This is a genomic window from Micromonospora sp. NPDC047620, from assembly GCF_043205005.1.
Lineage (GTDB): Bacteria > Actinomycetota > Actinomycetes > Mycobacteriales > Micromonosporaceae > Micromonospora.
In genome coordinates this window covers 62,235-86,432 of the sequence record NZ_JBIDDG010000024.1, presented here as the reverse complement: position 1 = coordinate 86,432, position 24,198 = coordinate 62,235, and the positions used below count along the sequence as shown (strand labels likewise).

General features: G+C 74.4%; 24 protein-coding genes. 15 read left to right on the top strand and 9 right to left on the bottom strand.

Features of this window, described 5'->3' with window-relative positions; genetic code table 11:
* The first annotated feature begins 60 nt into the window (after positions 1–60).
* Complete coding sequence (locus ACGF5C_RS25755) at positions 61–759, top strand: lysophospholipid acyltransferase family protein (protein ID WP_350710873.1); 699 nt, start codon at positions 61–63, stop codon at positions 757–759.
* Here ACGF5C_RS25755 and ACGF5C_RS25750 read toward each other — a convergent pair.
* The 3 genes from ACGF5C_RS25750 to ACGF5C_RS25740 all read right to left on the bottom strand — a co-directional run bounded on the left by ACGF5C_RS25750 (position 680) and on the right by ACGF5C_RS25740 (position 3,019).
* Complete coding sequence (locus ACGF5C_RS25750) at positions 680–1,246, bottom strand: hypothetical protein (protein ID WP_393305554.1); 567 nt, start codon at positions 1,244–1,246, stop codon at positions 680–682. The two genes, ACGF5C_RS25755 and ACGF5C_RS25750, sit on opposite strands and share 80 nt — an antisense overlap.
* Positions 1,171–1,701 (bottom strand): cryptochrome/photolyase family protein, encoded by a 531-nt coding sequence (locus tag ACGF5C_RS25745; protein ID WP_393305552.1) that lies wholly within the window; start codon positions 1,699–1,701, stop codon positions 1,171–1,173. The genes ACGF5C_RS25750 and ACGF5C_RS25745 overlap by 76 nt, the downstream gene beginning before the upstream one ends.
* A gap of 115 nt (positions 1,702–1,816) precedes the next feature.
* Entirely contained in the window at positions 1,817–3,019 is a 1,203-nt protein-coding gene (locus ACGF5C_RS25740; protein ID WP_393305591.1) for a hypothetical protein, read from the bottom strand.
* 634 nt (positions 3,020–3,653) lie between these two features.
* Between ACGF5C_RS25740 and ACGF5C_RS25735 the strand changes: the two genes are divergently transcribed.
* From ACGF5C_RS25735 to ACGF5C_RS25700, 8 genes are all read left to right on the top strand, one after another.
* Complete coding sequence (locus ACGF5C_RS25735) at positions 3,654–5,639, top strand: TIGR03960 family B12-binding radical SAM protein (protein WP_393305550.1); 1,986 nt, start codon at positions 3,654–3,656, stop codon at positions 5,637–5,639.
* Between the two features lie 192 nt (positions 5,640–5,831).
* Positions 5,832–6,551 carry a TIGR03936 family radical SAM-associated protein gene (locus ACGF5C_RS25730; RefSeq protein WP_393305589.1) on the top strand — a complete coding sequence of 240 codons (720 nt, stop codon included), beginning with the start codon at positions 5,832–5,834 and terminating at the stop codon, positions 6,549–6,551.
* A gap of 131 nt (positions 6,552–6,682) precedes the next feature.
* Entirely contained in the window at positions 6,683–9,781 is a 3,099-nt protein-coding gene (locus ACGF5C_RS25725; protein ID WP_393305548.1) for an Rne/Rng family ribonuclease, read from the top strand.
* 120 nt (positions 9,782–9,901) lie between these two features.
* Positions 9,902–10,417, top strand: coding sequence for a hypothetical protein (locus ACGF5C_RS25720; RefSeq protein ID WP_393305546.1), 516 nt, complete (start codon positions 9,902–9,904; stop codon positions 10,415–10,417).
* Positions 10,418–10,582: 165 nt separating this feature from the next.
* Positions 10,583–10,897 carry a 50S ribosomal protein L21 gene (gene rplU, locus ACGF5C_RS25715; RefSeq protein ID WP_088982529.1) on the top strand — a complete coding sequence of 105 codons (315 nt, stop codon included), beginning with the start codon at positions 10,583–10,585 and terminating at the stop codon, positions 10,895–10,897.
* Positions 10,898–10,908: 11 nt separating this feature from the next.
* The gene (gene rpmA / locus ACGF5C_RS25710) at positions 10,909–11,163 is read left to right on the top strand and encodes a 50S ribosomal protein L27 (protein WP_013288010.1); all 255 of its coding nucleotides are present in this window, start codon (positions 10,909–10,911) and stop codon (positions 11,161–11,163) included.
* 93 nt (positions 11,164–11,256) lie between these two features.
* Positions 11,257–12,735 carry a GTPase ObgE gene (gene obgE / locus ACGF5C_RS25705; protein WP_393269277.1) on the top strand — a complete coding sequence of 493 codons (1,479 nt, stop codon included), beginning with the start codon at positions 11,257–11,259 and terminating at the stop codon, positions 12,733–12,735.
* Between the two features lie 70 nt (positions 12,736–12,805).
* Positions 12,806–13,255 (top strand): GNAT family N-acetyltransferase, encoded by a 450-nt coding sequence (locus tag ACGF5C_RS25700; protein WP_393305544.1) that lies wholly within the window; start codon positions 12,806–12,808, stop codon positions 13,253–13,255.
* A 30-nt stretch (positions 13,256–13,285) separates the two neighbouring features.
* Here ACGF5C_RS25700 and ACGF5C_RS25695 read toward each other — a convergent pair whose 3' ends face one another.
* Positions 13,286–13,519 (bottom strand): DUF6766 family protein, encoded by a 234-nt coding sequence (locus ACGF5C_RS25695; RefSeq protein ID WP_393305587.1) that lies wholly within the window; start codon positions 13,517–13,519, stop codon positions 13,286–13,288.
* A gap of 76 nt (positions 13,520–13,595) precedes the next feature.
* Positions 13,596–14,075 carry a DUF4383 domain-containing protein gene (locus tag ACGF5C_RS25690; RefSeq protein WP_393305542.1) on the bottom strand — a complete coding sequence of 160 codons (480 nt, stop codon included), beginning with the start codon at positions 14,073–14,075 and terminating at the stop codon, positions 13,596–13,598.
* Positions 14,076–14,333: 258 nt separating this feature from the next.
* On the opposite strand from ACGF5C_RS25690, the gene ACGF5C_RS25685 reads away from it, so the two are divergent.
* Genes ACGF5C_RS25685 through ACGF5C_RS25675 form a run of 3 tightly spaced genes read left to right on the top strand, consistent with a single transcriptional unit; the run spans position 14,334 to position 16,310 of the window.
* On the top strand, positions 14,334–15,113 hold the full coding sequence (locus ACGF5C_RS25685; RefSeq protein ID WP_393305540.1) for a hypothetical protein: 780 nt from the start codon (positions 14,334–14,336) through the stop codon (positions 15,111–15,113).
* A gap of 31 nt (positions 15,114–15,144) precedes the next feature.
* Complete coding sequence (locus ACGF5C_RS25680; protein ID WP_393305538.1) at positions 15,145–15,597, top strand: phage holin family protein; 453 nt, start codon at positions 15,145–15,147, stop codon at positions 15,595–15,597.
* Positions 15,594–16,310 carry a DUF3618 domain-containing protein gene (locus ACGF5C_RS25675; RefSeq protein ID WP_393305536.1) on the top strand — a complete coding sequence of 239 codons (717 nt, stop codon included), beginning with the start codon at positions 15,594–15,596 and terminating at the stop codon, positions 16,308–16,310. The genes ACGF5C_RS25680 and ACGF5C_RS25675 overlap by 4 nt, the downstream gene beginning before the upstream one ends.
* 206 nt (positions 16,311–16,516) lie before the next feature.
* Here the strand turns inward: ACGF5C_RS25675 and ACGF5C_RS25670 are convergent, their stop codons facing one another.
* The 3 genes from ACGF5C_RS25670 to ACGF5C_RS25660 form a co-directional block, all read right to left on the bottom strand.
* The gene (locus ACGF5C_RS25670) at positions 16,517–17,608 is read right to left on the bottom strand and encodes a glycosyltransferase (RefSeq protein ID WP_393305534.1); all 1,092 of its coding nucleotides are present in this window, start codon (positions 17,606–17,608) and stop codon (positions 16,517–16,519) included.
* Positions 17,605–18,342: a class I SAM-dependent DNA methyltransferase gene (locus tag ACGF5C_RS25665; protein WP_393305532.1), complete on the bottom strand. Its 738-nt coding sequence runs from the start codon at positions 18,340–18,342 to the stop codon at positions 17,605–17,607. The genes ACGF5C_RS25670 and ACGF5C_RS25665 overlap by 4 nt, the downstream gene beginning before the upstream one ends.
* Before the next feature lie 165 nt (positions 18,343–18,507).
* Positions 18,508–19,755 carry a cytochrome P450 gene (locus ACGF5C_RS25660; protein WP_393305531.1) on the bottom strand — a complete coding sequence of 416 codons (1,248 nt, stop codon included), beginning with the start codon at positions 19,753–19,755 and terminating at the stop codon, positions 18,508–18,510.
* 485 nt (positions 19,756–20,240) lie between these two features.
* Here ACGF5C_RS25660 and ACGF5C_RS25655 point away from each other — a divergent pair, with 485 nt between their 5' ends.
* Positions 20,241–20,633, top strand: a complete 393-nt coding sequence (locus ACGF5C_RS25655) for a hypothetical protein (protein ID WP_393305530.1) — start codon at positions 20,241–20,243, stop codon at positions 20,631–20,633.
* 97 nt (positions 20,634–20,730) lie between these two features.
* Here ACGF5C_RS25655 and ACGF5C_RS25650 read toward each other — a convergent pair whose 3' ends face one another.
* Positions 20,731–20,949: a DUF397 domain-containing protein gene (locus ACGF5C_RS25650; RefSeq protein WP_088992395.1), complete on the bottom strand. Its 219-nt coding sequence runs from the start codon at positions 20,947–20,949 to the stop codon at positions 20,731–20,733.
* Positions 20,950–21,016: 67 nt separating this feature from the next.
* On the opposite strand from ACGF5C_RS25650, the gene pepN reads away from it, so the two are divergent.
* Both pepN and nadD read left to right on the top strand, forming a co-directional pair.
* Positions 21,017–23,530 (top strand): aminopeptidase N, encoded by a 2,514-nt coding sequence (gene pepN / locus ACGF5C_RS25645; protein ID WP_393305528.1) that lies wholly within the window; start codon positions 21,017–21,019, stop codon positions 23,528–23,530.
* A gap of 69 nt (positions 23,531–23,599) precedes the next feature.
* Complete coding sequence (gene nadD, locus ACGF5C_RS25640) at positions 23,600–24,196, top strand: nicotinate-nucleotide adenylyltransferase (RefSeq protein ID WP_393305526.1); 597 nt, start codon at positions 23,600–23,602, stop codon at positions 24,194–24,196.
* Positions 24,197–24,198: the final 2 nt, after the last annotated feature.

Here is a 24,198-nt window from a genome sequence, read left to right as displayed (position 1 = left end):
CACGTGGACCCGTCCGCTACGGTGACACCGCCTGCCCGCACACGATCCGCCGGAGGACCAGTGCCCCTGCTCTACACCATCGGCAAGCTCACCGTGGCGCCCGCGCTCCGGTTGGCCTTCCGTCCGACCGTGGAGGGGTTGGAGCACATCCCGGAGACCGGTGGTGCGATCTTCGCGGGCAACCACCTCTCCGTCGCCGACGAGCTCTTCCTCGGCACGGTCGTGCCCCGGCACCTGGCGTTCTGGGCCAAGTCGGAGTACTTCAAGGGCACCGGCCCGAAGGGCGCCTTCTCCAAGTTCGTGCTCACCGGCCTGGGGGCCATCCCGGTCGAGCGGGCCGGCGGCCGGGCGGCGCTGGCCGCGTTCGACGCCGCCATCCCGGTGCTCAAGGCCGGCGACCTGGTCGCCGTCTATCCCGAGGGGACCCGCTCGCCGGACGGCCGGCTCTACCGGGGGCGCACCGGCGCGGCCCGGCTGGCGGTGGCGGCCGGCGTGCCGGTCATCCCGGTCGGCATGATCGGCACCGACAAGGCCCAGCCCATCGGCACCCGGGTGCCCCGTCCCGGCCGCGCCAAGATCACCGTACGGTTCGGCAAGCCGCTGGACTTCACCGGCCGGCCGGACGACCGCACATCGCTGCGGGAGATCACCGACGAGATCATGACCGAGATCCAGAAGCTCACCGGCCAGGAGTACGTGCCCCGCTACGCCCCGCCCCGCGCGCAGCCGCCGCTCGCCGGCGAGCCGGGCGCCGGCTGAGCTGTGACGGTGCGGCGTCGCCGCGCCGCTTCTCCTGGCGCACGACGTCGTCCACGTCGCCGAGCCTGCCGAGCTGGGCGATGGCGCGGGCCATCCGCGCGTTGGGCGGGATCCGGTCGCGGCTGCGGGCCAGGAAGGCCCAGTAGCCGGCGGTGTACGGGCACGCCTGCTCGCCGAGCCGCTTCTTCGGGTCGTACCGGCAGCCGCCGCAGTAGTCGCTCATCCGGTTGACGTACGCGCCGCCGGAGACGTACGGCTTCGTGCTCATCCGGCCGAGGTCGGCGTACTGGCTCATGCCGACGACGTTGACCGTCATCACCCAGACGTAGCCGTCGACGAAGCTGCGGTGGAAGAAGTCCACCATCGCGGCCGGGCGCCAGCCGCGCCGCAGCCCGTAGTTGCCGAGCACCATCAGCCGCGGGATGTGGTGCACCCAGCCGTGGTCGCGCAGGTCGGCCAGGACGTCCGACAGGCAGTGCGCCTGCACCGCGTCGGCGTCTCCAGGCGTTCGGTCCCCTTCGGCGGCGGCCGCCGGTTCTCGACGTCCAGGCTCCACCGGCCGCCGACCGGATCGTCGGAGTCGACCAGCACCCGGTGGTGCTCGCGGGCGAACCGGTAGAACGCCTCCATCCGCAGCGCGCCCCGCTTCGCGTCCGCCCACCGCGCGAAGTCGTCCAGGGCGGTCACGAAGCCGCGCGGCGGCAGCACGGTGACCCGGTCCAGGCCGCGGACGAACTCCAGGGCGGCGCGCGAGGTCGGGTGACACACGTCCAGCGGCTCGCGTACCTTGCGCAGCCCCTCCCGGTAGGTCTCGGTGCGCAGGAAGATCGCCTGGTCGCCCAGCTCCGCCGCCCGGTGACGCAGGGCGGAGAGGATCAGGTGCGCCTTCTGCCGGTGGAACGCGCGGCGCCGGAAGACCGCCTTCGACTCGATCAGCAGCACCGGCTGGCGGCGGTCGTCGACGAATGCGGCCCCAGCTGATCGGCGAAGAGCCAACGCCGTGACATGCCCGGATTGTCCCCCGGGAACCGGCTATCCGGGGGGAAGAAGGCCCTGCTCAGCCCTGCTTGGGGGTGACGATCCGCTCCCGCAGGGTGCCGAGCAGGGCGGCGCTGTCGTCGACGGAGAGCCGGGTGAAGACCGCGGTGGCGATGCTGCCGTGGTCGACGGAGGTGCAGACCACCACGTCGTCGCCGTCGACGCGGCCCACCGCGCAGCGCTCGTGCCGGCCGCGTACGCCGGTGTCGACCTCCTGCGCCTCGCCGAGGGAGTACTGCTCGGTGAGCCGGGTGATCTCGTCCTGCGCGTCCGACTCGGGGGTGAACCGGAAACCGGTGCCGCCGAAGACCGTCACCCGCTTGCCGCCGGGCGTGCCGTAGACGCCGGCGAAGGTGTCCTCGGCCAGCCAGTGCGCCTTGCGTACCTCCGCCTCCAGCTGCCTGGCGGTCTCCTTGCTGCGGCTGTCGTCGCGCAGCCGCAGGTCGGCCACCTCGGCGGGCAGGGCGGCGCTGGCCGGGTACTGCGTGACCATCGGCGTCCCGTAGTAGGCCGGGCAGCCGCAGCAGCAGGCCAGGGTGAGCAGCAGCACCCACGGCCAGCGGCGACGCTTGCGGACGGCGACCGGGACGTACCCCTTGGGGGCCTGGAAGCCGGGCGGCGGCCCGGCCGGCGCCGTATTCGCCCGCCGCTGCCTCGGCGGCGGGGGCGGCGGGGGCGGTGCAGGCGCCGGCCGCACCGGGACGGGTGCCCGGGAGACCGGCGGCGGGGACGGGTGCGCGACCGGCGGCGGCGACACCGGGTAGGCGACCGGCGGCGGGGACGGGTGCGCGACCGGCGGCGGCGACACCGGGTAGGCGACCGGCGGCGGGGCGGAACGCGGCGGGGGCGGCGGCGCAGGGGAGCGGACGGGCGGTGCCGGCGGCGCGGGGTGTGACCGGGCCGGCGGCGCGGCCGGGTACGGCAGCGTCGGTGGCAGCGGCGGCAGTTCGGCCGCCGGCAGGTCCCACCCGCCGGTGTCCGCGCCGGCCCACGGGTCCACCGGGGTGCGGTGCTCGGGCGGCTCCGCCGGGCTCGGCGGCACCGGCGTGGGCTCGGCCGACTCGCCCCAGGCCCGCTTGCGCGGCGGCGGAGGAGGGACGGGCGCGGAGCCGCTCCACCGGGGTGTGGGCGGCGCGGCCGGCTGCTCGTCGGCGGGGAGCATGCGGGTGCCCTGCGGTCCGGCCGTCGGGCGGTCGGTCGGTGGTTCGTCGGCGGGGAGCATCCGGGTGCCCTGCGGCCCGGCCGTCGGGCGGTCCGTCGCGGGCCGGTCGGCGGGGAGCGGGCGGGTGCCCTCCGGACCGGCGACAGCGGTGCCCTCCGCTCCGGCGGCGTCGGGTCCCTCCGGCCCGCTGGCGAGGGCGCCGTCCGGGGCGGTGGCGGTGCCCCGGGGAGCGGCGGCGTCCGGCGGGGCGGTGGCTGCGTCCGGCGGGGTGGCGGCGTCCGGCGGGGCGGTGGCTGCGTCCGGCGGGGCGGCTTCGTCGGCGTCGGCGCGGTCGGTCGCGGCCGCCTCCGACCCCTCGACGGGCAGCTCACGGGTGCCCTCCGGGCCCGTGGGGCCGGCGGTGGCGGCGGCTGCGGGGGAGGACGTGTGCTCCTCGGTGACCGCCGGATCCCGGCCCTGGTCCGGGCCCGGGATGCTCCCGTCGGCCGGCCGGTCCGGGCCCGGCTGCGGCTGCGGCATCGCGGCAATCTCCTCTCGCGCCGGTCCGAGGTTAGTACCGACGCGCCAGCGCGGCGATCCCGGCCACCGCTCGGGCGGCAGGGGCGGGGCCGACGTCCGGTCGGAAGCCGTGGCGACCGACCGGCGCGCGGCGTCCGCGCGGTCGCCGCCGGCGGGGCGCGTACCCTTGGGCATCATGAGCGTCCCGTCCACCACGCCGCGTCCCGTCGCGGCCAATTCCGTCTGGCCCCGGCTGGAGCCGCTGCTGCCCCAGGTGACCAAGCCCATCCAGTACGTCGGTGGCGAGCTGGGTGCGGTGGTCAAGGACTGGGACACCGCGGCCGTGCGCTGGGCGCTGATGTATCCCGACGCCTACGAGGTCGGCCTGCCCAACCAGGGCGTGCAGATCCTCTACGAGGTGCTCAACGAGCTGCCCGACGTGCTCGCCGAGCGGACGTACGCGGTCTGGCCGGACCTGGAGAAGCTGATGCGCGCCCACGGCGTGCCGCAGTTCACGGTCGACGCGCACCGCTCGGTGCGCGACTTCGACGTGTTCGGCATCTCCTTCTCCACCGAGCTGGGCTACACCAACCTGCTCAGCGCGATCGACCTGGCCGGCATCCCGATGCTCGCCGCCGAACGCACCGACGCCGACCCGGTGATCGTGGCCGGCGGGCACGCGGCGTTCAACCCGGAGCCCATCGCCGACTTCGTCGACGCCGCCGTGCTCGGCGACGGCGAGGAGGCCGTCCTGGAGATCACCGCGATCGTCCGGGAGTGGAAGGCGGAGGGCTCCCCGGGCGGGCGCGACGAACTGCTGCTGCGCCTGGCCCGCACCGAGAGCGTCTACGTGCCGCGCTTCTACGACGTGGACTACCTGCCCGACGGCCGGATCCAGCGGGTCGTGCCGAACCGGGCGGACGTGCCGTTCCGGGTGCACAAGCGCACGACCATGGACCTGGACGCCTGGCCGTACCCGAAGAAGCCCCTGGTGCCGCTCGCCGAGACGGTGCACGAGCGGTACGCGGTGGAGATCTTCCGGGGCTGTACCCGGGGCTGCCGGTTCTGCCAGGCCGGCATGATCACCCGGCCGGTGCGCGAGCGCTCCATCACCACGGTGGGGCAGATGGTGCAGCAGGGGCTGGAGTTCTCCGGCTTCCACGAGGTGGGCCTGCTGTCGCTGTCGTCCGCCGACCACTCCGAGATCGGCGACATGTGCTCGGGCCTCGCCCAGCAGTACGAGGGCACCAACGTCTCGCTCTCGCTGCCGTCGACCAGGGTCGACGCGTTCAACATCGACCTCGCGCAGGAGCTGTCCCGCAACGGGCGGCGCACCGGCCTGACCTTCGCGCCGGAGGGCGGGTCGGAGCGGATCCGCAAGGTCATCAACAAGATGGTGTCGAAGGAAGACCTGATCCGCACCGTCGTCACCGCGTACACGAACGGCTGGCGGCAGGTGAAGCTCTACTTCATGTGCGGCCTGCCCACGGAGACCGACGAGGACGTCCTCGAGATCGCGGACATGGCGCACGAGGTGATCAGGGCGGGTCGGGCGGCCACCGGGTCCAAGGACATCCGCTGCACCGTCTCCATCGGCGGTTTCGTGCCGAAGCCGCACACCCCGTTCCAGTGGGCGTCCATGGAGCGGCCGGAGGTCATCGACGGGCGGCTCAAGCTGCTCAAGCAGGCGATCAACTCGGACCGCTCGCTGGGCCGGGCGATCGGCTTCCGCTACCACGACGGCGAGCCCTCGTTGATCGAGGGCCTGCTCAGCCGGGGCGACCGCCGGGTCGGCGCGGTGATCCGCAAGGTCTGGGAGAACGGCGGCCGGTTCGACGGCTGGAGCGAGCACTTCTCCTACCAGCGCTGGGTGGAGGCTGCGGCCGAGGTGCTGCCGCAGTTCGGGGTCGACCTCGACTGGTACACCACCCGCGAGCGTGACGAGTTGGAGGTCCTGCCCTGGGACCACCTGGACTCGGGCCTGGACAAGGACTGGCTCTGGCAGGACTGGCAGGATTCGCTCAGCGAGTACGAGCAGGACGACTGCCGGTGGACCCCGTGTTTCGACTGCGGCGTCTGCCCCGCCATGGACACCGAGATCCAGATCGGCCCGACCGGGAAGAAACTCCTCCCGCTCACCCCGATCAACGGCCTGAAGCTCCCCACCGGCGCCCAGCAGTAGCCCGCGCGCGGCGGGTGGCGCCCTCGTGCCGCCCGCCGCGCACCGGGTTGATCATGCGGCTGTCGTCAGCGGCACGCGCGTTGTCGCGCGGGTGCCTTCACGATCAGCCGGTCTCTGACACCGAGGAGCACGACGATCAGTAGGAAACCACAGCCAGAGGGCGGCCAGGCCCCGGTCGTCCAGCGCGTCCGGATCCGGTACGCCAAGCGCGGTCCGCTGCGCTTCACGTCGCACCGGGACTTCGCCCGGGCGTTCGAGCGGGCGCTGCGCCGGGCCGGCGTGCCGATCGCCTTCTCCCAGGGCTTCACCCCGCACCCCAAGATCTCGTACGCCAGCGCGGCCCCCACCGGCGTCGCGAGCGAGGCGGAATACCTGGAGATCGGCCTCCGCGAGCCGGTCGACCCGCAGGAGCTGCGCGCCGCGCTGGACGCCGCGCTCTCGCCGGGGCTCGACGTGCTCGACGCCGTCGTGGCCGGCGGCGGGAGTCTTGCCGACCGGATCGAGGCGTCGCACTGGCGGATCGAGCTGCCCGAGGTCGACCCCGCCGTCCTGGAACGGGCGGTTTCCGCCTTCACGGCCGCGGACGAGGTGCTCGTCGAGCGGATGACCAAACAGGGCCGGCGCACCTTCGACGCCCGATCGGCAGTGATTCGCATCGATGTTGCGGCGTTGACGGAGACGCCTTCCGGGGTCCCGGCCGTACCGTGTGCGATACTCGAACTGGTCGTGCGGCAGGTCACCCCCGCAGTGCGGCCCGATGACGTCCTTTCCGGCCTCCGCGTGGTGGCCGACCTGGAGCCGCCGGTCTCCCCGAGGGTGATCCGGCTGGCACAGGGCACGTTGACCGCGCAGGGTGCGATCGCGGATCCGTTGGACGCGGACCGCGACGGGGCAACCATCGGTGAACGCTGACCGACGGTCGGCGTTCAGGCAGGCAGACTTCGGCGGTCGCGCACCCTGCGCGCCCGGCGGAAACACTTTTGCGGCAACCCTGCGTGGCAGCGCTCACCCGCGCCCGGGGCAGCCAGAACTGGAGAACGTCCATGCTCGAGAACGAGCCCGAGGGCGGCGAACGGACCGGTTCACAGCCGGCCGACGAGACCGCTGACAACAGCACCACCGAGAACGCCACCGGCGCGAGCAGCGCCACCGAGGCGGGGAGCACCGCCGGGGCGGAGAACGCCGCCGTCGGCATGGCGGACGCCGGAGCCACCGAGGCGGGACAGGCCCCGGTCGCGCCCGCCCGACGCCGTACCACCCGGCGCCGCGCCGCGCCCCTGAACCAGCCCGAGCAGACCGACGCGCCGGTGGAGGCGTCGACCGAGGCCGTGCCGGGCAGCGCCGAGGCGCCCCAGGCCGAGGTGCTCGCCCCGGTCTCCGGCGACCTCGACGCCGCCCCGAAGGCGACGCGCCGCCGCCGCAAGGCCACCACCGCCAAGGCCGCCGGGGAGTCCGCGGCGCCGGCCGAGGAGCCCACGGCACAGGCCGCCGGGGAGCCCGCGGTCCCGGTAGAGGAGTCCCCCGCCGAGGCGGCGAAGCCGGTCAAGGCCACCCGTGCCCGCCGGAAGAAGGCCGCCCCCGCGGCGGCCGAGCCGGCCGCGGAGACCCCGGCCGGCGCCGCCGAGCCGGCCGCCGGTGACGAGGCCGCCCAGGCCGCGCCCGGCGGGGCCGAGCAGCCCGCAGGGGCCGAGCCGAAGGCCGGCACCGAGTTCGGCGCCGCCGCCCCGCCCGTCACGGTCGGCGGCGCGGAGACCCGCGCCGGCGAGGTGCCGCCGGGTGCCGCGCCCGCAGCGGAACCGGCCGCCGAGGAGGAGCCCGCCGCCGAGCCGGAGCCGCGCACCCGCCGCCGGCGGGCCGCGCTCTCCGCGCCCACCGTGCTCTTCATGGCCCCGCAGCCAGAGGAGATCCCGCTGGCCCGGGTCGTCACGCCCGCCCCGGCCGCCGTGGAGCCCGCCGCCGAGGAGGAGCCGGCCGAGCCGACCCGCCGCCGCCGGCGCGGCCGCCGCGACGTCGAGGTGGCCGAGGCCGTCGAGGCCGAGGAGGAGCCGACCGAGGAGGCCGAGGAGGCCGCCGAGGACGAGGAAGAGGACGAGGACGAGGAGACCGCCGCCCGCCGTCGCCGCCGTCGGGGCCGCCGGGGCCGCGGCCGGGGCAAGGGCGGCGCGGAGGACATCGAGGACGAGGAGGCCGAGGAGGCCGCGCAGGCCGAGGCGGAAGAGGCCGAAGGCGAGGAGGACGAGGAGGCCGAGGGCGGCGACGCGCTGACCCGCCGTCGCCGGCGTCGCCGTCGCCGGGGCGCTGGCGACGTCGAGGCCGGTGCCGACGACGGCGTGCCGACCGTCGTCAAGATCCGCGAGCCGCGCAAGACCGTCGACGAGGTGCAGGGCGTCTCCGGCTCGACCCGCCTGGAGGCCAAGCGCCAGCGCCGCCGCGACGGCCGCGAGCAGCGCCGGACCCGGCCGCCGATCCTCAGCGAGTCGGAGTTCCTGGCCCGCCGGGAGGCCGTCGACCGGGTGATGGCGGTACGCCAGCGCGGCGACCGGACCCAGATCGCCGTCCTCGAGGACGGGGTGCTGGTCGAGCACTACGTCACCCGCAACTCCTCCGGCACCATGGCCGGCAACGTCTACCTCGGCAAGGTGCAGAACGTCCTGCCCAGCATGGAGGCGGCCTTCGTCGACATCGGGCGCGGCCGCAACGCCGTGCTGTACGCCGGCGAGGTGAACTGGGACACCACCGGCCTGGAGGGCCGGGCCCGCTCGATCGAGCAGGCGCTCAAGTCCGGCGACTCGGTGCTCGTGCAGGTCACCAAGGATCCGATCGGCCACAAGGGCGCGCGGCTGACCAGCCACATCGCGCTCTCCGGCCGGCACCTGGTCTACGTGCCGCACGGCAACGCCTCCGGCATCAGCCGGAAGCTGCCCGACACCGAGCGCAAGCGGCTGCGGGACGTGCTGAAGAAGCTGGTGCCGGACGGCGCGGGCGTGATCGTCCGGACCGCCGCCGAGGGTGCCAGCGAGGACGAACTGGCCCGCGACGTCAAGCGGTTGCAGGCGCAGTGGGAGGACATCCAGGCCAAGGCGGCCGAGGGCGGTGCCCCGGTGCTGCTCTACGAGGAGCCCGACCTGGTCATCCGGGTCGTCCGGGACCTGTTCAACGAGGACTTCCGCGAGCTGGTGATCGAGGGCGAGCAGTCGTACGACGTGGTCGAGTCGTACCTGTCGCACGTCTCGCCGGACCTGGTCGCCCGGCTGCGCCGGCACGTCGGCACCGCCGACGTCTTCGCCGAGTACCGGATCGACGAGCAGATCATCAAGGGGCTGGACCGCAAGGTCTTCCTTCCTTCGGGCGGGTCGCTTGTCATCGACCGCACCGAGGCGATGACCGTCATCGACGTCAACACCGGCAAGTACACCGGCTCCGGGGGCAACCTGGAGGAGACGGTCACCCGGAACAACCTGGAGGCGGCCGAGGAGATCGTCCGCCAGCTCCGGCTGCGCGACCTCGGTGGCATCGTGGTGATCGACTTCATCGACATGGTGCTGGAGTCGAACCGCGAGCTGGTGCTGCGCCGGCTGACCGAGTGCCTGGGGCGGGACCGCACCAAGCACCAGGTCACCGAGATCACCTCGCTCGGCCTGGTGCAGATGACCCGCAAGCGGATCGGCGCGGGCCTGCTGGAGGCGTTCAGCGAGACCTGCGAGTGCTGCAAGGGCCGGGGCCTGATCATCCACACCGAGCCGGTGCCGGAGAAGCCGCGCTCCGGCGGCGGCGCGGGGGAGAAGGTCAAGGCGGTCGCCTCGGCCGTCGCCGCCCCGGCCACCGAGCAGGGCGGCGGCGCGTCCCGGAAGCGGGCCCGCAAGAGCGCCCCGGCCGAGCGGACCGTGGCCGAGGTCACCGAGCCCGACACCGCGACCCCGGACGCCGACTACCACGACACCATGGGCTACGACCTGTCCCGCTACGAGACGGACACCCCCGCCGCGCCCGTGGTCGCCGACAGCCAGACGGGCGAGTCCGCCCGGCTGGCCGCCCCGGACGACCCGGACGCGCTGGCCGACACCGACGGCGACGAGCCGGAGGGCGGCTCCGGCCGGCGCCGGTCCCGGCGCAGCGGCGCGCGGCGGCGCACCCGGCCGTGATCGGCTGACCAGCCTGACGTTTGGCAGGGCCCCTTCCCCGGCAATGTCCCGGGGAGGGGGCCCTGTCGTATGGTCGATCCCCGGCCACGATCGGCCACCCTCCCGGTCAGGAGAAGAACGATGCGCCGTCTGCTCGCCGTCACCACGGTCACCGCTGTCCTTCTCGCCGGCGCCGGGTGCGCGGCCGAGCGGCCGGAGCCGGCCGCCTCGGGCACCGCGTCGAGCGGGCCCACCGGCGGTCCGGGCGGCGGGGCGACGGGCACCGGGCCGGGTGGCGGGCCGGGGGCCGGCAGCGGGGCGGCGGGCGGCAACGCCCCCGAGGTGTGCGCCGCCGCGCAGGCGGCCGGGGACACCGCCGTGCGGACGTACGTCGAGGAACTCGGCAAGATGGTCGCGGCGGTCGGGGCGAACGACGGCACCGCGGCCGAAACCGCCCGCAAGCGCATCTCCGCGGCGCTGACCGACTGGCGGGCCGCCCTGCGGCGGGAGTCGGGCCGGGCCGACGACGCCCAGCTCAAGACGCTGCTCGCGGACATGGCGGCCGAGGTCGGCACGCTGGGCACCGACGTCGACGCGATCGACGAGACCGAGCTGGACCGGCTCCGGCAGCGGCTCGACCAGCTCTGCGCCCGCTGACCTGCGGGGCCGGTTTGGGCGTCGGCCCTCCCATGGCGTACGCTAGCCTGCGGCGCACTTTGGTGTGCCGAGTTCCCGTGCGCCCGCGCCGCCGTGCTTCTGCTACCCGGCGAGCCGCCGTGGGAACACCCGCCAGCAGCCTCAACGACAGGGAGTCCGCCTCCGATGTACGCGATCGTCAAGACCGGCGGCAAGCAGTACAAGGTCGCCGAGGGCGACGTGATCGAGGTCGAGAAGCTCGCCGGTGCCCCCGGCGACGCGGTGAAGCTCACCGCGGTGCTCCTCGTCGACGGTGACGACCTGGTGACCGACGCGGCGAAGCTTGCCGAGGTCGCGGTGTCCGGCGAGATCGCCGCGCACACCAAGGGCCCGAAGATCCGGATCCACAAGTTCAAGAACAAGACCGGCTACCACAAGCGCCAGGGTCACCGTCAGCCGCTGACCCAGGTCAAGGTGACCGGCATCTCCAGCGGGAAGTAGGTCGTCCTCAGATGGCTCACAAAAAGGGTGCGTCCAGCTCGCGCAACGGTCGTGACTCCGCGGCCCAGCGGCTCGGCGTGAAGCGCTTCGGTGGTCAGGTCGTCAGCGCGGGTGAGATCCTCATCCGTCAGCGTGGCACCAAGTTCCACCCCGGTGACCTGGTCGGCCGTGGCGGAGACGACACGCTCTTCGCGCTGGCCGCCGGTTCGGTCCAGTTCGGCACCAAGCGCGGTCGCAAGACCGTCAGCATCGTGCCGCAGCAGTAGTTTCTCCGGCGCAGCGGGCCGCGGACCTCGTGTCCCGGCCCGCTTCGCCTTTTCTCGTGCGGGGAGTCGACCTCGCTGGAAGGATTGACGCCCGTGGCGACGTTCGTTGACCGGGTCGTCCTGCACCTGCAGGCCGGCGATGGCGGGCACGGTTGTGTCTCGATCCACCGGGAGAAGTTCAAGCCCTTCGGCGGCCCCGACGGCGGCAACGGCGGACACGGCGGCAGCGTGTCCCTCGTGGTCGACCCGCAGGTGACGACGCTGCTCGACTTCCACTTCCGCCCGCACGTCAAGGCCGAGAACGGCAAGGGCGGCGCCGGGTCGAACCGGGACGGCGCGAACGGCCACAACCTCGTGCTGAAGGTGCCGAACGGCACCGTCGTGCAGGCCCTCGACGGCACCGTGCTGGCCGACATGGTCGGTGCCGGCACGACCTTCGAGGTCGCCCGGGGCGGGCGCGGCGGCCGGGGCAACGCGTCGCTGGCCAACGCCCGGCGCAAGGCCCCCGGCTTCGCCGAGCTGGGCGAACCCGGCGAGCAGCTCGACGTGGTGCTGGAGCTCAAGAGCGTCGCCGACGTCGGCCTGGTGGGCTTCCCGTCGGCCGGCAAGTCGTCGCTGATCTCGGTGATCTCCGCCGCCAAGCCGAAGATCGCCGACTACCCGTTCACCACCCTGGTGCCCAACCTGGGCGTGGTCCGGGTGGACAACCACACCTTCACGGTCGCCGACGTGCCGGGCCTGATCCCGGGGGCGGCCACCGGCAAGGGCCTCGGCCTGGAATTCCTCCGGCACATCGAGCGCTGCTCGGTGCTGGTGCACGTCATCGACACCGCCACCCTGGAGCCCGGCCGGGACCCGGTGGCCGACATCGACACCATCGAGGCCGAGCTGACCGAGTACGGCGGCCTGGCCGACCGGCCCCGGCTGGTGGCGCTGAACAAGGTCGACGTGCCGGACGGCCGGGACCTGGCCGAGATCGTCCGCCCCGACCTGGAGGAGCGCGGCTTCCGGGTGTTCGAGGTCTCGGCGGCCACCCGGGAGGGGCTGAAGGAGCTGACGTACGCCATGGCGGAGCTGGTGGAGCAGGCGCGCAGCGCCGCGCCGCCGGCCGAGCCGACCCGGATCGTGATCCGGCCGAGGGCGGTCGACGACGCCGGCTTCACGATCGAGGCCGCGCCGGACGGCGGCTGGCTCGTGCGCGGCGTCCGTCCCGAGCGGTGGGTGCGGCAGACGAACTTCGACAACGACGAGGCGGTGGGCTACCTGGCCGACCGGCTGGCGCGCCTGGGCGTCGAGGAGAAGCTCGGGAAGGCCGGCGCGGAGCCGGGCGACCTCGTCCGGATCGGCGACCGCGAGTTCGACTGGCAGCCGACCCTCTACGCCGGCGCCGACTTCGTCCCGGGCAACCGGGGCACGGACGTCCGGCTGGAGGAGAAGTCGACCCGCGCCTCCGCGGCGGAGCGGCTGGCGGCCCGCAAGGCCCGCCGGCAGCGCCCGGCCGACGAGGTCGAGGCCGGCCCGTCGGACGAGGTCGGCCCGTACGACGGGGTCGGGGAGGGCGACGCCGAATAGCTCGTCGCGCTCCGTGAGCGGGTCGACTGCCGGAAACCTGCCCGAAATCCGCGCCGCCTAGCGTGGCCTGATGCTGATCGAGTCCCGCCCCGCCACGGATCCGGAGATCGACGCCCTGGTCACCGCCCAGCAGCGCGAGCTGCGCGAGGCGGACGGCGGGTTGGACGGCCAGGCGACCGTGACCCACGACCACATCCGCTACCTCGTGGTGGTGGCCGACGGGCGGGCGATCGCCTGCGGCGGGATCCAGGCGCTCGACGACGGCACCGGCGAGCTGAAGCGGATGTACGTCCGTCCGGCGTACCGGGGGCGGGGCATCGCCCGGCAGTTGCTGGCCGCGCTGGAGGAGTTGGCCTTCCGGCAGGGGTACGCGGTGGTCTGCCTGGAGACCGGCACGTACCTGCCGGTCGCGATCGGGCTCTACACCTCCTGCGGGTACGAGCCGATCCCGGTGTACGGCGAGTACGTGAGCAACCCGTACAGCGTCTGCTTCGCCAAGCGGCTGCGCGTGCCGGCCTGACGGCGCCCCCGCCCGGCGCCGGACGGCCGGTCAGTCGCCGGTGTGCGAGTGCGCGGCGGTGACCGGCTTCGACTCCGGCGACGCGTGCTGACGCAGGAATACGCTCAGCACGATCAGCATCCCGACCGCGAGGAACTCGCTCTGCCAGTTCTGCATCGACTGGTACCAGAACTCGCTGGTGCCGAGGAACTCCCGGACGCCGATCGGTGGCGCGCCGGCCAGCAGCGCCTGCTCCTCGTTGTAGGTGGCCGTGCCGCCGACCAGGTGGCCGAGGACAGCGCGTGGTCCCGTAGCCGGCGGAGCATGACGACCTCCTTGTCGCGCTCCCGGGGCGCTGCGGTCAGGGGCGGTCGAAGGGCCTGTCCAGACGGCCGCCGGTGCCGACCTGGTTGGACAGCAGCAGCCCCAGGGCGAGCATGCCGAAGCCGAGGGCCAGGTGTAGCCAGTTGTCGGCGTCGTTGACCGGGATGAAGTTCAACACGCTCTCCCGGTCGATCGCGAAGCCGTACAGCCACAGGCCGAGGTAGAGCGCGCCGCCGCCGGCGAGGAAGACCCGGGCCCCGGCGACGGTGCGGGCCAGCACCAGCCCGGCCAGCCCGAAGCCCAGGTGCAGCGCGTTGTGCAGGATCGACACCTGGAACAGGCCGAGCAGTCGGGCCTCGGAGTGGTGACCGGCGAACGTCATGTCGCCGTAGCCGGTGGTGATGCCGGGGATGAACCCGAGCACCCCGACCAGGGCGAAGATCCCGGCCGCGGCCACGGCGGCGAACTGCACCAGGGGCTTCGGTCCCGGCGGGGCGCCGCGTGCGTTCCGTGCCATCGATGTCACCTCCGTGGACCCGCGGAACGCCCTGCCCGCGGCGCGGGTCGCGGCGACCGGCCGTCACTGTCCGTGATGGCATCGGCACCCGGCCCGACGATCCTCCATTTTGTAGTCCGCACCCGACGGGCCGCAGGAGAAGTCACGAACGAGGTATGGAGGCGGCGACGGAGGGTAGGTCAGAGGAGGCGACGGCAGCAACGGCCGGTCGCATTCCCCCAGCACAACCGCGACGACTTTCCGAGCGGAAGGGACATCATGACTTACGATCTGTCACCCACGACTTCCACGTACGGGCAGGAGTCGACCAACGGCGGCGGCGTCCGCGAGCAGGCCCGCCAGGTCGGGTCGGAGGCGAAGCAGGCCGGCGGCGCCGTCGCCGGGGCGGCCAAGGAACAGGGCAGGGAGGTCGTCGGCGAAGCGACCCGCCAGGCGCGCAACCTCTACGGCGAGGCCCGCAGACAGGTGGCCAGCCAGGCCGGTGAGCAGCAGCGGCGCGCCGCCGGCGGGCTCCGCTCGCTGGCCGACGAGATGCGCTCGATGGCCGAGCAGGGCGGCCAGGCCGGGCCGGTGAGCGAGATCGCCCGCCAGGCCGCCGACCGGGTGCACGGCGTGGCCGGCTGGCTGGAGCAGCGGGAGCCCGGCGACATCATCGCCGAGGTGCGTGACTACGCCCGCCGCAACCCGGGCACCTTCCTCGTCGGCGCTGCCGTGCTGGGCGTGCTCGCCGGCCGGCTGACCAGGAACATCTCCGCCGCCGGCGACGGCCAGGGCGGCAACGGCCACTCCGCGTACGGCTCGGGTGCCGGCTACGACCCGGACCGGACGGCGGTCATCCCGACGACGCCGGCCTCGCGTGCGGTGCCGGACGCCGTGCCGCCGGGTGGCTACCTGGACCCGGCCCCCGGCGCGTACGCCGATCCGCAGACCACCACCAGCTACGCCGACCCGGCGGGTGGCGTCGGCCAGCCGCTGCCGCCGGTGACCCGGACCGACCCGCTGCCGGGCGTGCCGTCGAGCGGGACCACCCGTCCGTGAGCCCACGAGTCATCCGAAGGGAGGCGGCGGCATGAGCGTGCCGACGCAGGGGCCGGGGCTGAACTCCGGTGACAACCCCCACGACGCGGACGAGGTCCGGGGCAGCTCGATCGGTGAGCTGATGCGTCAGGTCACCACCGACCTGTCGACCCTGATGCGGCAGGAGGTCGAACTCGCCAAGGCCGAGATCCGCCAGGAGGGCAGGAAGGTGGGCAAGGCCGCCGGCTTTTTCGGCGGCGCCGGCTTCGGCGGTTACATGGTGGCCCTGTTCCTGTCGCTGGCCCTCTGGGCCGGGCTGTCCAACGTGATGGACGCCGGCTGGGCGGCGCTGATCGTGGCCGTCGTCTGGGGCGCGATCGCCGCGGTCCTCTACTCCATGGCCAAGAAGAACGCCGAGCGGATTCGCGGCCTCAAGCAGACCAACGAGAGCGTGCAGCGGATTCCCGACGCGCTCAAGCCCCACCCGCAGGAGGTCACCCGATGAGCACCGACCCGGACCAGATCCGCCGGGAGATCGAAGCCACCCGGAGCAACCTGAGTTCCGACGTGGACGCGTTGGCGTACAAGGTCAGCCCCGCCCGCATCGTCGACGACCGCAAGCAGCGGGCCCGCAACGCACTGCAGAATGTGAGGGACAAGGTGATGGGAACCGCTTCCGACCTGGGTCACAGCACCAAGCACGGCGCCCACTCGGTGGGCGACCGCGCCTCGTCGGCGGCGTCCGCCGTCAGCGACGGGGCGCACTCGGCCGCCTCGACGGTCGGCGACGGGGCGCACTCGGCCGCCTCGACGGTCGGCGACGGGGCGCACTCGGCCGCCTCGACGGTCAGCGACGCCGCGCACCGCGCCCCGCACGCGATCCGGCAGAAGTCCGAGGGCAACCCGCTGGCCGCCGGCCTGATTGCCTTCGGCGTCGGCTGGCTCGCCTCCTCGCTGATCCCGGCCACCCGTCGTGAGCAGCAGGTGGCGACGCAGGTCAAGGAGAAGGCCGGCGAGCATGCCGGGGTGGTGAAGGAGAAGCTGGGCGAGGTCGCCGGCGAGCTGAAGGTGGAGCTGCGTGAGCCGGCGCAGCACGCCACCGAGTCGGTGAGGTCCACCGCGCAGGAGGCCGTGCATGCCGTCAAGGACGACACCCGCTCCGCCGCCCAGGACGTGAAGGACCAGGCGCAGCAGTCGCGCGAACAGGTGCGGCACTGACCGACCCCGGCCAGCGCACGCCGCAGCTCGCGGCCACTCCCGAGCGGCCGCGAGCTGCCGTGTGCACGGCCCCCCGCGCCCCCCTGCACGGCCGCCGCGATCTTGCAGTTTGTGCCCACCTTTCGCGGCTTTGTGGCCGGCTTATCCGGGCAGGAAGTGCAAGATCGCGTGGGCGTAGGCGTGGCGCGGGAGAGGTGTTGGGCGGGTCAGCGGCGGCGGGGGCGGAGGCGTCGGCGGAGGGTGCGGTCGAAGTGGGCGGCGCGCCGGACCCGGCCGCCGGCGTAGCGGACCCCGCCGAAGAGGAGCCGCCGGCCGAGGGCGAGCCAGCTGCACGCGCCGCGTTCCAGCACCCAGAACGGGGCCGCCAGGGCGGCGGTCGGCGGGAAGACCGCGCTGCCGCCGGCCCGGCGCCGGCCCGCCTCGGCCAGCACCACGGTGGTCCCGGCCGCGCCGAGCAGCAGCCCCGGTCGCCGGGCCGCGACCGCCGCGGCCAGCGCCGGCAGGACCGCGAGCGAGGCCACCAGGCGGGCCGGCTGGGCCAGGTCGTCGTACGCCTGGCGCACCCGCTGGCCGAGGAAGTGGGCGGTGTCGGGCGGCAGCCGGCGTACGTGCAGCCAGGCGGGTGCAGCCTCGGTGCCCCCGTACGCGCGCACGGTGCGGATCAGCTCCAGGTTCTCGAAGAGCACGTCCGGGTCGTAGCCGCCCATGGCGAGAAAGGTGCTCCGGCGCACCGCCAGGGTGCCGGGGTAGTCCGCGCCGAGCGCCCGGTTGAGCAGGGTCCGCCCGGTGTCCCACCACGCGTGCCAGGGCAGCGGGTCGAAGTAGTTCTGCGGCCGGACCAGGTCCACCCGGTCGAGCAGCCGGTGCACGGCGCGCAGCCCCGCCTCGTCGTACCGGACGTCGTCGTCGGCGATCACCACGTGCTCGTGCCGGGCCGCGGCGACGCCGGTGAGCACGCCGGTCACCTTCCCGTTGACGCCCCGTACGGCGGGATCGGGTGGCAGGTGCCGGACCAGCCCCCGCCAGGCCACCCGGTGCCGGGCGAACAGCTCCGGCGGCGACCCGTCCACCACGGTCACGTCGACCCGCGAGCCGAGCCAGCGCAGGTAGCCGGTCAGCTCGGGCAGCCCGGCGTCGTCGGTCCAGCGCAGCGGCAGGACGTACGCGATCGGCAGCCCGCGGTCGTCGGCGGCCCCGGCCGTCGGCGTCGGTGTGGCGCGATGGTCGCCGGTGGTCCCGGCCGCGCGGTGGTGGTCCGGGCCGGGCGCGTCGCCCGCCGGGCGGGCGGGGGCGGTCACGGCCGCTCCGGGCGGCGGTAGACCGACACGTGGTCGCGACTGTCGTCGGTGAACGGCCGCCCGGTCCAGTCCTCCCACCGGTGTTCCCGGCGCATGCCGGCCAGCTCGGCCATCAGGTCCAGCTCGGCGGGCCAGGCGTAGCGGTGGTTGGCCGGCAGCAACCGCACCCCGGCGTTGCTGAACCGGACCTTCGTCGTGGTCATCCGCTGCTCGGCCGGGTGCAGCAGGGCCACCTCCAGCAGCACCGCGTCCTCGGCCACCCGCACCGGGCGCAGCGCGCCGCCGGCCCGGAAGGCCCCGGGATCGGGCACCCAGGCCTCGACCACGAACCGGCCGCCGGGACGCAGGTGGGCGGCGGCGTTGCGGAAGCAGGCCACCTGGGCGGCCTGGTCCGGCAGCGCGAAGATCGTGTTGAACGCCAGCACCACCAGGGCGAACTCGCCGGGCATCCGGGTCTGCGCGAAGTCGCCGACGGCCATCTCGACCGCGTCGCCGCCTGGCTTCGCCCGCAACCCCGCGACCATCTCGGGGGAGCCCTCGATGCCGGCGACGGTCAGCCCCCGGGCGACCAGCGGCAGCGCGAGCCGGCCGGTGCCGACGCCGAACTCGCACACGGGGCCGCCGTCCGCCAGCGCGGCCAGCCGCTCCACCGCGGCGTCCGGTGCGAGGTGGGCGTACGTCTCGTCGTAGACCTCGGCCACGTACCGGCCGTACTCGCTGGCGTCGAAGGACAACGGTGTCTCCCGGTGACGGTGGGTGCCCGCAGCAGGTGCCCGCATATCGGCCGGTCAAACCGGTTCGCCGATTCCGTCGGGCGGTCACGGGCGGCGCACTGGGAGCGGGCGGCCCGTGCCCGGGCACCGGTTGCCGACCGGCCAGACCGGCCGGGGGTGGTGCGCTCAGGCGGTGCGGCGGACGTTCGTGACCACGAAGCCGCTGGGCGGCAGCGCCGGCATCCGACTCAGGCTCAGCGCCAGGTCCTGCGGGGGCACGTCGTAGCGCATGGCCGTGGTCAGGTTCGTCACCGCCCGCCTCATCAGCTCGATGGTGATCCACTCACCGGCGCAGCGGTGGCCGGACAGATGGTTCCCGCCGCCCTGTGGGACGAAGCGGAACGGGTCACCCCGCCAGCCGGTGAAGCGCTCCGGGTGGAACCGCTCCGGCTCGGGCCAGAGCTCCGGGTGGTGGTCGGTGCCGTACAGGTCGAGCAGCACGCGCCGGCCACGCGGGAAGTGGTAACCCTGCCAGTCGAAGGAGCGACGGACCCGGGCGGCGGCCACCGGGAATAACGGATAGAAGCGGCGTACCTCCTGCACGAAGCTCTCGGTGGCCTCCTCGCTCTCGCGGGCCCGCTGCCGCCAGGACGGGTGGTCGTGCAGCGCGAGCGCGGCGAACACGACGAACCGGTCGACGGCGACGGTGGGGCGCAGCACGTTGAGCAGTTCGACGGCGGCGATCCGGCGGGGGAGCAGCCGCCCGTGGGCGTCGCGGTGCTCGGCGATCACCCGCAGCGCGCTGCCCTCGGGCGCCGGGAGCGTGCCGACGCGCGCGCGGTCGATGACGCCGCCGATCCAGCGCTCGCCCCGGCGGCGGCCCAGCAGGCCGCGCCAGTGCCGGGAGCCGAGCGCCGTCGGTCCCTCGATCATCGCGTGCAGGTCGGCGGTGCGCCGGTCGACCTCGGAGGCCGCCAGTGGTACGCCCGCCCAGGCGCAGACCGCGCGCGTCAGCATCCGGCCGACCTCGTCGTACAGCACGACGGGCCCGCCCGCCTCCCAGGCCGGGATGCGGGCCCGCCACTCGTCGTCGAAGAGCTGGCCGAGGTGCCGGACCGCGGTCGGCGTCATGATCGACATGATCATGGCCTTGCGGTCGCGGTGGTCGGCGCCGTCCAGGCCCTGAACGCCGCCCCGGCCGGTCAGGGTGCGCTGCGCCCGCATCGGCGTGGCACCCGCGCGGACGAACCGCTCGGTGTCGTAGAACAGCTCGGCCGCCGGGCGGCCGCGCAGGCAGATGGTGCGCTCCAGCAGCAGCCGGGCCTGGAAGATGTCGCTGCCGTGGCGGTCGCAGCGGCGGCCGACGAAGCGGTAGCCGTCGCGCAGGAACGCCACCGAGCTCTCCGGGCTGCGCTCCGTCGGGATGGTCGCCATCGGGCCTCCTGCAGCGGGCGGCGGCCGTTGCCGGCCGGCCGGTCTCGTCGATGCCTCTGCGTCTACCCAGGCCGGCGTGGCGCAATCCCGCGCAGCCCGGCGTGCGGCCGTTGCCGGGCGGCGGTCTGGCCGGCTGGCCGGTGTGCGGCCGGTGCCGGGTGGTGGGCGGCTGGCTGGCTGGCGTCCGGGGCGGCGGGCGGTCGGGGACCCGTCCCGCCGGGCTGGTCCGGCGCGGACCCGGTGCCGCCCGGGACTCGCACGCGGTTCCCGGTCGCCGGCCACGTCCGGCCGGATGGCGGAACGTGAGGGGAGGGGGCCAGCGCACGGCGCGCCCGCTGGCCCCTCCCAGCGGAGCGAAAAGCTGGTTGGCTCGGGGGAGCGGTCCGGTCGGGCCGCCGACGGCGTGCCGACGGCAGGCAGCCGGGCCGGAACCCGGGCGGGTCACCTGGGGGAGGGCCGCGCCCACGATCGCCACGGGAGGACCCATGCGGGACAACAGGCCGCCGTACTGGCGGCAGCGGCAGGCGCTGGGGGCGCTCGGCGCGGCACGGGACGCGGCCGGCGCCCCGTTGATCGCACCGCCTCGCCGCCCGGCCCGGCCGGGCCGGTTCTTCACCGTGCACCTCGGCTTCACCGCGCCCGACCTGGAGTCGGCCCGGGAGGTCGCCGTCGGATACGCGGAGGCGCTGAGCCTGCTGCGACCCGAGCTGGCCCTGGGCGCGTCGGCGCTGTCGCCGGCCGAGGCGTGGCAGCACGCCGAGCGGCTGTTCTGCGGCGCATCCGGGCCGGACGGCGAGCGCTGCGTCGACGTGGCCGGCCACCCCGGCTTCCACCACGCCCCCGGCCCGGGCGGACTGGGCTGGGGCGACGGCGACTAGGGCGCGCGGCCCACGGGACGCCCCGGCCCGCCCGCCGCGCGGGGGCGGGCCGGGAGCCGACGGCGGTGCAGCCGACCGATCCGACCGCGTCCTCGGCTCAGTCCAGGTCGAACTCGCCGTCCTGGGCACCGGCGACGAAGGCGTCCCACTCGGCCTGGGTGAAGACCAGCACCGGGCCGTCCGGCTCGGCCGAGTTGCGCATGCCGATCAGGTCGTCGACGAAGGCCACCTCGACGGCGCTCTCGGAGGTGTCGCCCTCGGCCCGCTGCCAGACCGCCCGGGAGAGGTCGAAGTCGCCCTTGGGGTGCGAAGCCATGGTTCAGTCCTCCAGTGCCACGGGGTCATGGGAAACACGTGCGGATCCCATCGGGCAGGATAAGCGGATGCCGAGCCTGACCCGTGTAGAGGCGACCGCGCGTGGCGCGGCGATCACCGTCGAGTCCTACCAGGTGGACCTCGACCTGACCGGCGACGGTGAGCGGTTCCGATCGACCGCCATCATCCGGTTCCGGGCCGCCGCCGGGGCGCAGACCTTCGTCGAGGTCAAGCCTGCGAAGCTGCTGACGGTACGCCTCAACGACCGGGACCTCGACCCGGCCGCGCTGGCCGACGGCCGGTTCCCGCTGGCCGACCTGGCGGCGGAGAACGCGCTCACCGTCACCGCCGAGATGGCGTACTCGAACACCGGCGAGGGGATGCACCGTTTCGTCGACCCGGCCGACGGCGAGACGTACCTGTACGCGATGTCCTTCCTGGACGAGGCGCCGCGCATCTTCGCCGCCTTCGACCAGCCGGACCTGAAGGCCCCGGTGACGCTCTCGGTCACCGCCCCGGCGGAGTGGACGGTCGCCGCCAACGGGGCACTCGCCGCGAACCCCCGGCCGGGGCGCTGGGAGTTCGCCCCCACCGCCCCGCTGGCCACGTACTTCTTCTCGGTGGTCGCCGGCCCCTGGCACGTCCGCCGCGACTCCCACGACGGCATCCCGCTCGGCGTGTACTGCCGCCGTTCCCTCGCCGCCCACCTGGACGCCGACCTCGACGAGATCCTCACCGTCACGAAGCAGTGCCTCGACCGCTTCCACCAACTCTTCGCCGATCGCTACCCGTTCGGCAAGTACGACCAGGCGTTCGTGCCCGAGTTCAACGCCGGCGCGATGGAGAACCCCGGCCTGGTCACCTTCCGGGACGACTACGTGTTCCGCTCGGCGGTCACCGACAGCCAGCGCGAGGTGCGCGCCACCACCATCGCGCACGAGATGGCGCACATGTGGTTCGGCGACCTGGTCACCATGCGCTGGTGGGACGACCTCTGGCTGAACGAGTCCTTCGCCGAGTACCTGGGCACCCGGGTGACCGCCGAGGCGACCCGCTTCGACCGGGCCTGGACGACCTTCGCGATCCGCCGCAAGTCCTGGGGGTACACCGCCGACCAGCGGCCGTCGACCCACCCCGTCGCCCCGGCCGAGGTCGCCGACGCCGCCGAGGCCCTGCTCAACTTCGACGGCATCTCGTACGCCAAGGGGGCCAGCGTGCTGCGGCAGCTCGTCGCCTGGCTGGGCGACGAGGCGTTCCTCGCCGGGCTGAACGCGCACTTCGCGAAGCACCGGTTCGGCAACGCCACGCTGACCGACCTGCTGGCCGCCCTCGGCGACGCCGGCGGGCGGGACCTGGGCGCCTGGGCCGACCGGTGGCTGCGCAGCGCGCAGGTCAACACGCTGCGCATCGAGAGCTCGGTCGATGCCGACGGGCGCTGGCGGGACGCGGCGATCGTGCAGACCGCCCCCGCGTCGCACCCGGTGCTGCGCCCACACCGCGTCGGCCTGGGCCGGTACGCCGACGGCACGGCGAGCCGATTCGAGGTCGACCTGGACCCGGACGCCGACGGCGGGCGGACCACGCTGACGCCGCTGCTCGGCGAGCCGGCCACCGGGCTGCTGCTGCCGAACGACGGCGACCTGACCTTCGCCAAGATCCGCCTCGACCCGGCTTCGGCCGACGCGGTGCCCATGGTGCTGCCGGGGCTCGCCGACCCGCTGGCCCGGGCCCTGCTCTGGGGTGAGGCGCTCGACGCGGCCACCGACGGGGAGCGCCCGGTCACCTCGCTGGTCGCCCTGGTCGCCGCGGCGCTGCCCGCCGAGACGGAGGTGACGATCGCCGAGGAGGTGCTCACCCTGAGCCGCCGGCTGATCGACCGCTACCTGGACCCGCTCGCCCGGGACGCCGCCCTGCTCCGGGTCGCCGGGGCGTGCGCGGCGCTGCTCGCCGGGGCGCCGGCCGGGGGCTCGTTGCAGCTCGCCGCCGCCCGCGGCCTGATCGCGGCCACCACCGACACCGGGCTGCTCGCCGGGTGGCTGGCCGGTGACGGCGTGCCGGAGGGCCTGGCCGTCGACGCCGACCTGCGCTGGGCGCTGCTGCTGCGCCTGGTGGTGCTGGGCGCGGCCGGCGAGGCGGAGATCGCCGCCGAGGCGGCCGCGGACCGTAGCGCCACCGGGGCGGAGCGGGCCGCCTGCTGCCGGGCGGCGCTGCCCGACGGGGAGGCCAAGCGGGTCGCCTGGGCAATCGTGGTGCGCAACACCGAGCTGTCCAACCGCCTCGTGGAGGCGACCGCCGAGGGCTTCTGGCAGCCGGAGCAGGCCGAGCTGACCGCACCGTACGTCGAGCGGTACTTCGCCGACATGCCGGCGGCGGCGAAGCTGCGTACCCCCTGGGTGGCCGACGAGGTCACCGTGCGGGCCTTCCCCCGGTACGCCGTGGCGCAGCCCACCCGGGAGCTGGCCGCGGCCCTGCTGTCCCGGGACGACCTCACGCCCGGCCTGCGGCGCTGGGTCACCGACCTGGACGACGACCTGCGCCGCGCGCTGGTGGCGCGGACGGCGGTGGCCGCCGCGTCGGCCTGAGCGGACCGGTGGCCGGGACGGCCGGCGGCCCGGGACAGGCGCCGGCCGTGCCCGGCCTACGATCATCGGATGGAGGAGGACATCCGGCGGATCGGCATCATGGGCGGGACCTTCGATCCGATCCACCACGGGCACCTCGTCGCGGCCAGCGAGGTGGCGGACCGGTTCGGCCTGGACGAGGTGGTCTTCGTCCCCACCGGCCAGCCGTGGCAGAAGGAGGACCAGCCGGTCACCCCGGCCGAGGACCGCTACCTGATGACGGTGATCGCCACCGCCTCCAACCCCCGCTTCCAGGTCAGCCGGGTCGACATCGACCGGGGCGGGCCGACCTACACGGTCGACACGCTGCGTGACCTGCACGCCGAGTACGGCCCGAAGGTGCAGCTCTTCTTCATCACCGGCGCCGACGCGCTGGAGCGGATCCTCTCCTGGAAGGACCTGGACGAGATCTTCGAGCTGGCCCACTTCATCGGGGTGACCCGGCCCGGCTTCGAGCTCACCGACGCGCACCTGCCCGCCGACACGGTGAGCCTGGTGCAGGTACCGGCGATGGCCATCTCGTCCACGAACTGCCGGGAGCGGGTCGCCCGCGGGGAGCCGGTCTGGTACCTCGTGCCGGACGGTGTGGTGCAGTACATCGCCAAACGGCGCCTCTACCGGCAGTGATT

What these genes read in the sequence shown, in the direction of transcription:
- ACGF5C_RS25660 (WP_393305531.1), bottom strand. Translation starts at nt 19,755, where the DNA reads ATGGCGACCATCCCGACGGAGCGCAGCCCGGAGAGCTCGGTGGCGTTC.
- ACGF5C_RS25655 (WP_393305530.1), top strand. Translation starts at nt 20,241, where the DNA reads ATGCGGGACAACAGGCCGCCGTACTGGCGGCAGCGGCAGGCGCTGGGG.
- ACGF5C_RS25720 (WP_393305546.1), top strand. Translation starts at nt 9,902, where the DNA reads ATGCGCCGTCTGCTCGCCGTCACCACGGTCACCGCTGTCCTTCTCGCC.
- pepN (WP_393305528.1), top strand. Translation starts at nt 21,017, where the DNA reads ATGCCGAGCCTGACCCGTGTAGAGGCGACCGCGCGTGGCGCGGCGATC.
- ACGF5C_RS25650 (WP_088992395.1), bottom strand. Translation starts at nt 20,949, where the DNA reads ATGGCTTCGCACCCCAAGGGCGACTTCGACCTCTCCCGGGCGGTCTGG.
- ACGF5C_RS25725 (WP_393305548.1), top strand. Translation starts at nt 6,683, where the DNA reads ATGCTCGAGAACGAGCCCGAGGGCGGCGAACGGACCGGTTCACAGCCG.
- nadD (WP_393305526.1), top strand. Translation starts at nt 23,600, where the DNA reads ATGGAGGAGGACATCCGGCGGATCGGCATCATGGGCGGGACCTTCGAT.
- ACGF5C_RS25735 (WP_393305550.1), top strand. Translation starts at nt 3,654, where the DNA reads ATGAGCGTCCCGTCCACCACGCCGCGTCCCGTCGCGGCCAATTCCGTC.
- ACGF5C_RS25685 (WP_393305540.1), top strand. Translation starts at nt 14,334, where the DNA reads ATGACTTACGATCTGTCACCCACGACTTCCACGTACGGGCAGGAGTCG.
- rpmA (WP_013288010.1), top strand. Translation starts at nt 10,909, where the DNA reads ATGGCTCACAAAAAGGGTGCGTCCAGCTCGCGCAACGGTCGTGACTCC.
- ACGF5C_RS25680 (WP_393305538.1), top strand. Translation starts at nt 15,145, where the DNA reads ATGAGCGTGCCGACGCAGGGGCCGGGGCTGAACTCCGGTGACAACCCC.
- ACGF5C_RS25690 (WP_393305542.1), bottom strand. Translation starts at nt 14,075, where the DNA reads ATGGCACGGAACGCACGCGGCGCCCCGCCGGGACCGAAGCCCCTGGTG.
- ACGF5C_RS25700 (WP_393305544.1), top strand. Translation starts at nt 12,806, where the DNA reads ATGCTGATCGAGTCCCGCCCCGCCACGGATCCGGAGATCGACGCCCTG.
- rplU (WP_088982529.1), top strand. Translation starts at nt 10,583, where the DNA reads ATGTACGCGATCGTCAAGACCGGCGGCAAGCAGTACAAGGTCGCCGAG.
- ACGF5C_RS25675 (WP_393305536.1), top strand. Translation starts at nt 15,594, where the DNA reads ATGAGCACCGACCCGGACCAGATCCGCCGGGAGATCGAAGCCACCCGG.
- ACGF5C_RS25740 (WP_393305591.1), bottom strand. Translation starts at nt 3,019, where the DNA reads ATGCTCCCCGCCGACGAACCACCGACCGACCGCCCGACGGCCGGACCG.